This window comes from Phycisphaerales bacterium (assembly GCA_035627955.1).
GTDB lineage: Bacteria > Planctomycetota > Phycisphaerae > Phycisphaerales > UBA1924 > JAEYTB01.
Genome location: DASPKU010000014.1, coordinates 25848 through 36668, shown reverse-complemented (window position 1 = coordinate 36668; position 10821 = coordinate 25848). Strand labels below are relative to the sequence as shown.

Annotated in this window: 11 protein-coding genes; 7 read left to right on the top strand and 4 right to left on the bottom strand. The window is 67.9% G+C overall.

Going from position 1 to position 10821, the window contains the following annotated elements:
• The first annotated feature begins 25 nt into the window (after window positions 1–25).
• The gene (locus VD997_12540; protein ID HYE62816.1) at window positions 26–718 is read left to right on the top strand and encodes a hypothetical protein; all 693 of its coding nucleotides are present in this window, start codon (window positions 26–28) and stop codon (window positions 716–718) included.
• Between the two features lie 123 nt (window positions 719–841).
• Here VD997_12540 and VD997_12535 read toward each other — a convergent pair whose 3' ends face one another.
• Window positions 842–1438, bottom strand: a complete 597-nt coding sequence (locus VD997_12535) for a hypothetical protein (protein HYE62815.1) — start codon at window positions 1436–1438, stop codon at window positions 842–844.
• A gap of 39 nt (window positions 1439–1477) precedes the next feature.
• Window positions 1478–2032, bottom strand: coding sequence for a DUF1801 domain-containing protein (locus VD997_12530; protein ID HYE62814.1), 555 nt, complete (start codon window positions 2030–2032; stop codon window positions 1478–1480).
• Window positions 2033–2162: 130 nt separating this feature from the next.
• Here VD997_12530 and VD997_12525 point away from each other — a divergent pair, with 130 nt between their 5' ends.
• The gene (locus VD997_12525; GenBank protein ID HYE62813.1) at window positions 2163–2450 is read left to right on the top strand and encodes a hypothetical protein; all 288 of its coding nucleotides are present in this window, start codon (window positions 2163–2165) and stop codon (window positions 2448–2450) included.
• A 102-nt stretch (window positions 2451–2552) separates the two neighbouring features.
• Here VD997_12525 and VD997_12520 read toward each other — a convergent pair whose 3' ends face one another.
• A complete protein-coding gene (locus VD997_12520; protein ID HYE62812.1) occupies window positions 2553–3173 on the bottom strand; it encodes a DUF642 domain-containing protein in 621 nt (206 codons plus the stop codon).
• Between the two features lie 288 nt (window positions 3174–3461).
• On the opposite strand from VD997_12520, the gene VD997_12515 reads away from it, so the two are divergent.
• The gene (locus VD997_12515; GenBank protein ID HYE62811.1) at window positions 3462–4931 is read left to right on the top strand and encodes a hypothetical protein; all 1470 of its coding nucleotides are present in this window, start codon (window positions 3462–3464) and stop codon (window positions 4929–4931) included.
• A 154-nt stretch (window positions 4932–5085) separates the two neighbouring features.
• Window positions 5086–6741 carry a hypothetical protein gene (locus VD997_12510; GenBank protein HYE62810.1) on the top strand — a complete coding sequence of 552 codons (1656 nt, stop codon included), beginning with the start codon at window positions 5086–5088 and terminating at the stop codon, window positions 6739–6741.
• Here the strand turns inward: VD997_12510 and VD997_12505 are convergent.
• Window positions 6715–7083, bottom strand: coding sequence for a hypothetical protein (locus VD997_12505; GenBank protein HYE62809.1), 369 nt, complete (start codon window positions 7081–7083; stop codon window positions 6715–6717). The genes VD997_12510 and VD997_12505 overlap by 27 nt on opposite strands.
• 68 nt (window positions 7084–7151) lie before the next feature.
• On the opposite strand from VD997_12505, the gene VD997_12500 reads away from it, so the two are divergent.
• From VD997_12500 to VD997_12490, 3 genes are all read left to right on the top strand, one after another.
• Window positions 7152–8015 (top strand): site-specific DNA-methyltransferase, encoded by an 864-nt coding sequence (locus VD997_12500; protein HYE62808.1) that lies wholly within the window; start codon window positions 7152–7154, stop codon window positions 8013–8015.
• 185 nt (window positions 8016–8200) lie between these two features.
• Window positions 8201–9604: a S1 RNA-binding domain-containing protein gene (locus tag VD997_12495; GenBank protein HYE62807.1), complete on the top strand. Its 1404-nt coding sequence runs from the start codon at window positions 8201–8203 to the stop codon at window positions 9602–9604.
• 146 nt (window positions 9605–9750) lie between these two features.
• Window positions 9751–10746, top strand: a complete 996-nt coding sequence (locus VD997_12490; protein ID HYE62806.1) for a hypothetical protein — start codon at window positions 9751–9753, stop codon at window positions 10744–10746.
• Window positions 10747–10821 lie beyond the last annotated feature (75 nt).

Sequence of the window (10821 nt, the reverse complement as noted above, 5' to 3'; positions counted from 1 at the left end):
CGCCGGGCGAGAGGAAGAGAGAGACATGCGTTACACGATTGCGCTTGCCGGCGCGCTGGCCGCGGCCTCGGCCGCTCACGCCAACTTGACCGTCTTCGACCCCACCATGGCCGACGCGGACTGGTCGCTGACCAAGGTGCACGACACCACGCCCATGGGCGATGCTCAAGGGACCGGCCTCGCGCAGGCGACGGGCGGCAACCCCGGCGGGTACCGCTTCGGGGTGCACAACTGGCAAATCGTGCCCTCGGGGGTCAGCATCGCGTTCGCCCACCTGAGGAGCGGGGCGGTGTGGATGCCGTCGGGCGCGGGCGCGATCACCAGCGTGAGCGTGTCGTTCGACGCGGCGTGCTTCCAGGCGCCGCTGGTGAACGCGGTGGCGCTGGGGCTGGTGTGCGTGCAGAACGGCGACTTCTACTTCGCCGTGACCTCGCCCAGCGCGGCCATCGCGGGCAACGGCTGGAGCACGTTCTCCGGCACGTTCACGCAGGCGAGCTTCCAACCGCTGGTGCCCGGGGCGCCGAACAACCTTGACTTCTCGAGCGCGGGAGCGCCGATCCAGTTCGGGTTCTACTCCGCGAACGGCGGCTCGGGGGCGAGCATGCGGAATGGTGCGACGTTCGGGGTTGACAACTTCAACCTGACAATCGTGCCGGCGCCGGGGGTGCTTGCCCTCGCGGGGCTGGGGGCGCTGGCTGCGGGTCGTCGCAGGCGGTGAAGGCCGCTCCGCGCAAGGGCCCCGAGGCTTCTTCAGCCTGAAAGGCTGGCGTTGAGTAGCCGTGGGCAATGCCCACGGTAGCCGACGCGACATGGCTCGCAGCCTGAATGGCTGCATACGCGACTACGCAGTCGCCGCCGCGCCCGCTCCACACTCGGGGCACGCCGCGCCATTTGAAAGCCCCGTGCGGGAATAACCACAAGCGCGGCAACCGGAGCGGGGACGTTTACGCCACGCACTCCGAAAGAGCCATGCCGAGGGAACGAGTGACGCCACGCACACCCACGCCATCGAGAAAGAAATGGAGAGCCCGCCCCCGAAGGTCGGAGGTCGAGGACTCACGATCTGCTGGATGTCGGCGGGTGTGAGGCTCGCCCAGGGATCGGTCGGCTTCGTGATGTAGGCGACGGGTCGATGCCAGCGCGACGAACGCGGTCCAGTGCCATTGAACACCTGCTGCACGGTGGCGGTGCCATCTTCGTGGTGAGTCACAATGATGCTGGTGGTCCAGGCGTCGTAGATCTGCAGCTTCGAGTCCTGGATCTCGCCGGTGCCCCAGAAAAACCAGACTCGTCCACGTGGGGCGATGGAGGACACGAGTCCCCACTTCGCAAGGAGCACTCTTCCAGCGGAATACTCGCACAGCACCGCCGTCAGCAGTGGGATCACGACGAACGCGACCGCCACCCACACCCGCCAGCTCCTGAGCATCCATCGCATGGGCTGCACTCCGGACCACACCCCGCCGGCGTGCCTCGATCAGCCCTTCTTCGCGGCCTTCTTCGCCGTTTTCTTGACCACCTTCGTGGCAGCCTTCTTGGCCGCAGGCTTGTCCGCCTTCGCGGGTCCGCGCGGCTTGCCCATTGCGGCGAGGGCGGCCTCGTAGTCGGCGATGTACTTCTTCGCCGGCAGCCGCTTCACCGCCCGGCCCACGACCTCGAGCGGGATGTCGTCGAGCTTTTTGAAGCGGATGCAGGACTTGCCCATGTCCAGCTTCTTGCCGGTCTTCTTCCAGTCCTCCACGAACTTCTCGCGCTCGCCCTCGTTGCCGTACACGCAGTTGAGGTAGAGCGAGACGTAGCCCTTTCGCGCGGCGATGCCGGCGAAGGGCAGCGGCTGCCTCGGGTCGCAGTGGTAGCCGGCCGGGTAGACCGAGTGCGGCACGCAGTAGCCGATCATGCCGTACTGGATGCCCTCGCTGTACTCCTTGTCGAGGTTGTCGAGGATGGTCTTCCGCACCGCCTCGACCGAGGCCCTCTCATCGGGGGAGAGCGTCGCGAGGTACTCCTTGACCGTGGTGGCTTTGTCGGGCATGCGGGCAGTCTACCGGCGGGAATCGTCAATGCGAATGGCAGTTCGAGCCGCCCGCAATCCGCCTTTCACGCGCCCCCAACCACCCCGGCGGTACGGTCCATCTGCACACCACCATCAAGGAGCACAGACCATGGCCGGTCGCAAGGCACCCGGAGCAAACTCCAACGCACGCATCACCAACGACAAGGTCACCCGCATCGGCGGCAGCGGGGGGCGGGCGATCGAGGGCGGGATTCCCGAGGCGGGACGCCCCGGGCGGGGCAGCGCGTTGCAGGGGCCGCGCCAGGACGCCAAGGGCGGGCCCGAGGGGGCTAACCAGGGCGGTGCGCCGCGCGGCGGCTCGCGCGTGGAGCCCAGCCACGCCCACGACATGCACCGCAAGGACCGGCAGCTGAGGTCCAAGCGCAAGGGCGACTAACGAGCCGATCGCGCGAGCGATCGTCACCCGGCGCGTCGTGAAGTGAACAAGGCCGCGGAACGGAAGCCCGCGGCCTTGTGTCCCCAATGTTCTGTCGTGAGATCAGGCGCGCCGGCGACGGCTCGCCATCAGGCACCCCATCGCCAGTCCAGCCACCCCTGCCGGAGCGGGCACCACGCGGATTGACACCGCATCGATGGCCACGCCCGCCGCGGCCGCGCCGCTCAGCCCTTGAAAACGCAGCCGATCCAGCCCCGTGCCCAGGACCGTGACGCTGTGGAGCGTCCAGCCCATATCGGCCCCGCTGCGACCGGCCGTGCTGTGGGAGAAGCTGCCCGCAAGGGCGTCGTTCCAGAGCACGTTGAGGTTCATTACCTGCGGCCCGGACCACACGTTGCCCGCCATGGCGAAGGTCACCTCATAGAGGGTGTTCGCCGCGGTGGTGACGTCCTGGTAGATGCCGCTGGGGGCACCGACGCCGGTGAGGTCGATCCAGTAGCTTCCCTCGTAGGCGGAGAACTCGAGGCCGGGCAGCTGCGCGTTGGGCGTGGCGTGCACGAACTCAATGCCGTTGGGGCCGGCGCAGGTCCAGCCGCCGAAGGTCTGGCCGGGGCTGACGGATTGGAACCCGGTCCCGGGCAGCTCGAAACCGCCGTTGATGATGGATGCGCTGGCGGAACCCGCGGCGCACACGCACAGACACACAGCCGCAATCAATCGCATGGTGATGCTCTCCTCCAGGGGCAGGAAAATAACCGTGAGAGCCGGGAATTCAAGGGGTTGCGGGGAATCTGCGCGACTTGTTTGGCGCTCAGACGGGCGATAAGAAAAATCGGTGCGAGGCGTGCCGGGTTGTTTCAGGTGCACGCCGAGCCGGGGCTATCTCAGTTCCCGGCGGGCCCGTGTGTGAAGCTGGGCAAGCCCATCAGTACCCACGGCGGCGCGCCGGAGGGTCGGGTGGGATTGCTTGCAGTTGAGACCCCGGGTCGCGCCGATGTAATCTGCACACTCATGGCCTATTTCCGCTCAACGTCACTCGCGCCGCTCTCGGTGGTGATCGCCTGCGCTCTCTCCGCCAGCGCGCGGGCGGACCTTGTCCGATGGATCAACCCCGCGGGTGGTTCGTTCGGCGAGGGCAGCAACTGGGAGGGTGGGCACCCGCCACTGGCGAGCGATACGGCCGTGTTCGACCTGCCCGCGACCTACACGGTGACCGTTGATGCCAACCGCACGATCGCGGACCTCATCGTCGGCGCGGGCGCGGTCGCCCTCGAGCTCAGCGAGACGGAGCTGACAACGCAGACGATCACCTGCACGCTGGGAACGGTACGGGTGAACAACGGCGTCGTGCACGGGCGGGCCAACGCCAACGGCGGTGTGATCCACGTGCTCGCCTCCGCCGAGTTCGATCGCGGCGGCACCGCCGGCAACGGCGGGCAGCTGCTGCTCGCGGGCACGCTCGGCAAGCAGGGGGACGGCGCTGGGTTTGTGTCCGTTGGCGCGGGTTCGACCCTCGTGGTGGCGTCGACGGGCGCCATCAGCTCGCGCTCGGTGACGGTCAACGGCACGCTGCGGGTGGAGGCCGGGCTGATCACGGCCGAGCTGCTGATGGTCGGGGGTTCGTTCGTGATGGACGGCGGGCGCGTGCAGGGTGAGCTTGGCCCGCTGCTGCTGCCGGGGAGCCAGACGCACTTTTTCAATGGAGCTGTGATCGTGCCTGGTACGGGCACAGACGCCCAGGGCTCGCTGCTGATCGAGGGCGAGGGCACCACGGCGGCGGTCGCGCGCGTGACCGGCGTCATGAGGCTCGGGGGAGGGGGCGAGGCGCACCCGATCTCGCCGGAGATGTCGGTTGCCGAGCAGGGGCGTGTGGAGGTCGGGGCGGGCGGTATGCTGAGTGGGCGGTTCTACCGCATGGACCAGGGCGTGCTGCGGCTGGAGCAGGGCTCGGTGGGGCCGACGGGCGGGTTCGAGTCCTTCGGACTGTACACCAACACGGCATTGGAACTGGTCATCGACGCGGCGGCGTCGCCGCGGTTTGTGGAGCGGTGGTTCCGTGCGGCGGCTTCTGCATTCGAGTGTGAGCTGGCCGGGTCGCTGACGATCGAGGTGCTGAACGGGAATGCGCTGCGGGCGGGCGACACGATCACGCTGCTCACGGCCAGCAGCCCGGTGATCAGCGGCGGGTTCAGCAGTCTGTCGGCGCCGCAACTGCCCGGCGGGCGGGCATTGCAGACGAGCGTGACGCCGACAGCGGTGGTGCTGGAGGTGGTGGCCGGTGGGGCGAACCCCTGCTGGACCGCGGACTTCAACGGCGACGGGAATGTCGGGACGGATCAGGACATTGAAACGTTCTTCGCGTGCATCGGCGGCCACTGCTGCGCGACGTGCGGCGACGCGGACTTCAACGCCGACGGTGACACCGCCACGGACCAGGACATCGAGGCGTTTTTCCGCGTGCTGGGCGGGGCGGCGTGCTGAAGAGAGCCGATCGCGCGAGCGATCGGCGTCTGGTTCGCCTCCCCTTAGAAAAGACAGGTCTCGATCGCTCGCGCGATCGGCTCTTTTGGGCTCAAGGCGCTCGTTGCCCGGCCCGATAAGCCTCTACCCGCCCACGCGGGCCTGGAGGCTTGTCATGCGCCGCTTTGCCTGTGCTATCGCCCTTGCCCTGGCCACCGCTGCGCTCTCGCAGACGCCCGCGGGCACCGCGTTCACCTATCAGGGCGAGCTGCGGATCGACCAGCAGCTGCGGACGTACGTCGCGGACCTGCGGTTCACGCTGTGGGACAGCAGCATCGCGGGCACGCAGGTGGGGTCCACGGTTGCACTCAACGAAGTGAGCGTGGTTGAAAACCGGTTTACGTGCGCGATGGACTTTGGGCCCGGGGTGTTCAACGGGCAGGCGCGATGGCTGCAGGTTGAGGTCCGCTCGCCACCCGGAACCGGGGTGTACCACACGATGCTGCCGCGTCAGCTGATCACGCCGACGCCGTACGCGCTGTACGCGCTGAACGCGCCGGCCGGGCAGCAGGGTCCGCCCGGCCCGCAGGGGCCGCAGGGCGCGACGGGGCCGATGGGGCTCACGGGTCCGCAGGGCCCGCAGGGGGCGACGGGTCCGCAGGGGCCTCAGGGCGCGGCGGGTCCGCAAGGACCGCAGGGGCTCCAAGGGCCGCCGGGCCCCGCGGGCAACTCGTCGTGGACCGTTGCAAACACTCAGCAGTACTCGGCCGTGAATCTTGTTGGCATCGGCACGCAGGCGCCGCAGTTCCCGCTGCACGTCTCGACAACGGCACGGGCCGGGTACTTCGTCGCCACCGCCACCAGCGGCGGCTCCTTCGGGGTGTGGGGGCAGAGCAGCAGCACCAGCGGCGTCGGCGCGGTGGGCTACAACAACGCCACGTCGGGCCAGGCGTACGGCGTGCAGGGTGAATCAGCCAGCACTACTGGGCGCGGCGTCTACGGCCTTGCATCGGCCACCAGCGGCGATTCCTACGGCGTCTTTGGCCTGACGAATAGCTCGGTGGGGACGGGTATCGCGGGCGAAGCGTCGGCGACCAGCGGTGCGACCACCGGTGTGCTCGGCGCGGTGCACAGCACCACGGACGACTCGGCGGGTGTGTACGGCGGGAATGACGCCGCGAGGGGGGCGACCATCGGCGTGTGGGGCGCGGTGCTCAGCAGCTCACCGGGTGCAACCGGTCTTTACGGCACGGCCCTGGCCAGCTCCGGGCAGGTGTTCGGCGTGTACGGCGCCTCGGCCAGCCCGCAGGGCTATGGCGTGTTCAGCGAGGGGCGCACGGGCGCGACGGGGACCAAGAGCTTCGTGATTGATCACCCGCTCGACCCGGCGAACAAGGTGTTGATGCACTACTCGGCGGAAGGACCAGAGCCGCTGCTGGTCTATCGCGGGAATGCAACGCTGGACGCCAGCGGCGAGGCCGAGGTGGAGCTGCCCGCGTACTTCGACGCGATCAACCGTGATGTGACGTACCAGCTCACAGCGATCGGTTCGCCCGCACCGAGGCTGCACGTATCTCACGAGGTGGCCAACAACCGCTTCCGCATCGCGGGTGGTGGGCCGAACCAGAAGGTCTCGTGGTCCGTGACCGGCGTCCGCAACGACGCGTTTGTCCGCACACACGGCGCGCCAGTCGAGGAGGACAAGGCGTTCAAGGGCCGGTACCTCTCGCCCGAGCTGCACGGGGGCGAGCCCGCGTTCCGGCGTATCGATACGCGCTTGACCCGCCCGCGCGCGGACACCGCGTCAATCCAGGAACCCGCTTCCCCGTAACCGCACAAGCATGCCCAGACCACCGAGGATGACGCCCGCGGCCACCGCCGGCCAGCCGCGCCGGCCCTTGCTTGCTTCGACGCCCATCACCCCGAGCACGATGGACGCGAGGGCGCAGTAGGGGAACAGCACTGCGGGCAGGGCAATCAGGAAGCCAACCACCGACGCCGCCTTCCCTGCGGTGTTCATGCCCTCCGCGGCCAGCTTGCGGGTGGCCTCCTCGTCCACATCGTGCCCCATCTTCTGGGCCAGCTTGATCGCGTGGTCAACCGTTGGTCCGCTGGCTTCGCCCTCGATGGGCGAGCCCTCCCGGTTCCGGATGACGATGGTGAACAGTGGCATGGCAACAGCATACCGGCCGCCCGAAGCACCTTTGCGCCTTTCCCGCCGGTTCAGCTAATCTCTGGCCTGTGAACCGCCTGATCCACGCCGACAGCCTCGCGGCCCTGCCCACGCTGCCTGCTGCGTGCGCCGCGCTGGTCTACATGGACCCGCCCTTCAACACTGGGGCTACGCAGAAGCGCCGGCGCATGACCGGGACTGCCAGCGATGACGGCAACCGTTCCGCCGGGTTCCACGGGCGGCGATACAAGGTCAAGCCACTGCCCAGCCCCACCTACGGCGACAACTTCGAGGATTACCTTGACTTCCTGATGCCGCGGATCGAGGCGAGCGTTCGCTGCATGACGCCGACGGGGTCGTTGTTCGTGCACCTGGACTTCCGCGAGGTGCACTATGTGAAAGTCGAGCTCGACCGCATGCTCGGACGCGACCGGTTCATGAACGAGATCATCTGGGCGTACGACTATGGCGGGCGGCCGAAGACGCGCTGGCCCTGCAAGCACGACACGATCCTGTGGTACGCGATGGACCCGTCGAGCTACACATTCAACTTCAATGCCATGGACCGCCTGCCGTACATGGCCCCCAAGCTAGTCACGCCCGAGAAGCGCGAGCGCGGCAAGACGCCGACGGACGTGTGGTGGCAGACAATCGTGCCCACCAACAGCCGCGAGAAGACGGGGTACCCGACGCAGAAGCCGCTGGCGATTCTGGAGCGAATCATCAAGGTGCACACGAATCCCGGCGACACGGTGCTGGACCCGTTCGCGGGCAGCGGTACGACCGGCGAGGCCGCGGCGAGGCACGGGCGGGGGTTCATCCTTATTGATGAGTCAACAGAGGCCCTGACAGTGATGCGGCGGCGGCTCGGAGCGCACCTTGAAGAGGCTGCTCCCCGCCTGCAAGCCCTTGCCGCGGGCGTGCCACGCTGAAATCCTTTGGTGAGTAACCACCAACCTGCACCCGAATCTCCCCCGTCCCGAGGACTGAACACCGGCTCAAAGGGTGGGTCCGCCCGGGTGGCGGGTGTACACTCTCCTTCCCCGGCGCGAAGGAAGGTCTTGGCCCGCCGGGGTCCCCAACAATTTTGGCCGACCTCGTTCCCGTGAAGAGCACCATGAACCTCCATCCTGATTCCCAGGCTCCCAACACCTCCGCTACCAGCCCCGCGACGGAGGGCCCCGGCATCACCGCCGAGATGAACGCGGAGATCGACGCCGCGATGAAGCAGATGGAGGCGATGGACGCGGCCGCGAAGCATCAACGCGAGGAGGCCGCCAAGGCCGCCCCCGCCGCGGCGCCCGTCGGTGGCCGGCCCGCCGGGATCAGGGGGCCGCGCGTGGTGCAGGCCGGGCGCGAGCACCGCACGGGCAAGGTCGTAACGGTCGGCCCGACCGATATCTTCGTGGAGTTCGGCCCCAAGGAGCTGGGCATCGTCCCGCGGATCCAGTTCCCAGAGGACCAGATGCCGCAGAAGGATCAGCAGCTCGAGGTGGTCATCGACAAGTTCGAGGCCAGCGAGGGCATCTTCCTGTGCTCGCGCCCAGGCTCGGTGCAGAAGGCCGACTGGGAGATGCTCGAGGTTGGGCAGGTGATCGAGGCCCGCGTGACGGGCGTGGTGAGCGGCAAGGACGGCAAGCAGGCGGGGCTCGAGCTCGAGGTCGCCGGCCATCGGGCGTTCATGCCCGCGGGCCAGGTGGGCGAGCGCGTGCCCGATCTGTCGATCTACGTTGGCGAGAAGATGAAGGCGGCGGTGTCCCGCGTGGAGCGGATGGGCAAGGGCAACATCGTGCTCTCGCGCCGCGACATCATCGACGCCGAGCGTCAGCAGAACGCGGAGAAGCTCAAGGGCAGCCTGGCCGAGGGCCAGACCGTCGAGGGCGTGGTCCGCAAGATCATGGAGTTCGGCGCGTTCGTCGACATCGGCGGCGTCGACGGCCTGGTGCACATCAGCGACCTGACCTACGACCGCATCGGCTTCGGCCAGAAGGCCGTTGCCAAGTACCTGAAGGAAGGTCAGAAGGTCACGGTGCGGATCCTGAAGCTCGACTGGGAGAACAACCGCATTTCCCTGGGCATGAAGCAGACCCAGAGCGACCCCTTCGCTACTGCGGTGAACGCGATCACCGAGGGCGCGGAGGTCACGGGCAAGGTGACCAAGATCATGGAGTTCGGCGCGTTCGTCGAGCTGGGGCCGGGCGTCGAGGGGCTCGTGCACATCAGCGAGCTGGACCACCGGCGCGTGGGCAACGTGAACGAGGTGGTGAAGGCCGACGAGATCGTGCGCTGCAAGGTGCTCAAGATCGACCCGCAGAACCGGCGCATCTCGCTCTCGATGAAGGCGCTCAAGCCGCTGCCCGAACTCAGCATCGGCGGCGGCGGTGGGGGCCCGGGCGGCGGCAAGAAGGGCAAGAAGGAGCCCATGGGCCGCTCCGCCGAGGAGATCCTCAAGGAGACGCCCGCCCTGCGCCGCCTGCGCGAGCAGAACCGCCAGATGAAGTTCAAGGGCGGTATCGCCTGATCGCTGGGGCAGCCAGCGGCGTTCGCAACGAGCCCCGAACGCAGTGAGGGGTATCGACTTCGGAGTAAAAACCACCGGGCCGACCCGGTGGTTTTTCGTTGGACCCTTGTGCAGCCGCGGTTACAGTGGATGCCCCGGAGGTGTGTATGAAGTGTGTTGCGATGCTTGCCTTGGCTGCTCTTCCGTTCGCTGCGCACGCTCAGGAGGTGCTGTGGGACAACGGCCCAATCGTGACCAACCCGACGGGCGGCACGGGCACTATTGCGGGGTTGCCGATCAGCAACTGCGACGGGTTCACCATGCCGGGGCAGACCTTCATCTTTTCCACGACGGGTGTCGGCGCGGCCGCGGCGTTCGACAATGCGCTCGCGGATGACTTCACCGTCGCCTGCGGGGAGACGTGGGTCCCCACGAGCCTGAAGCTCTACGCGTTCCGCAACTTCACGTCGGTGCCGGCAGTCACGGCCGTGAAGGTGAACCTGTGGAGTGCGCCGCCGTTCAACGCGAACTCGCCGCTGCCGCACCCGGATCCGTTGCCGGCTCCCATGCTGGCGCAGTCGATCACGGTGCCGGTCACGGCGGGTGCACTCATCTGCCACCGGCAGAGCGTCACCAGCACCTCGACGAACCGACCAGTGCACGAGTACGTGGTCGATGTCAGCGGCCTGCCGCAGCTTGCGTCGGGCACGTACTGGATCGAGTTCTCCTTCGTCACGCCGGCCCTCACGAGCGGGCAGAACATGCACGTGCCGCTGGTGTCGCCGCGCAGTGCGGTGGAGGGGCACAATGCCCGCCAGTACAGCGCGCTCGACGGCCAGCAGGCCAGCCCCCGCTCGTGGTTCGAGGGGCGCGAGGGGTATGTTGCCGGTGTTCAGGAGGGGCGAGCGTTCGAGCTGCCGTTCGTGCTCGAGGGCAGCCGCGTCGCTCCCTCGTGCTCCGGAAACCTGTGCGGGCCGCAGGACTTCAACGGCGATGGTGACTCGGGGACCGATCAGGACATCGAAGCCTTCTTCGCGTGCCTGGGCGGGAACTGCTGCTGCACCTGCTTCTGCCAGGGGAGCGACTTCAACGGGGACGGCGACTTCGGCACAGACCAGGACATCGAGGCATTCTTCCGAGTCCTGGGCGGCGGCGGCTGCTGAGCTCACCCGGTGCAGCTTGCGAACCGCCCGCCTGAGGGCTCGTACTTAAGGTGAACCCCCCACGCGGTAAAGGGG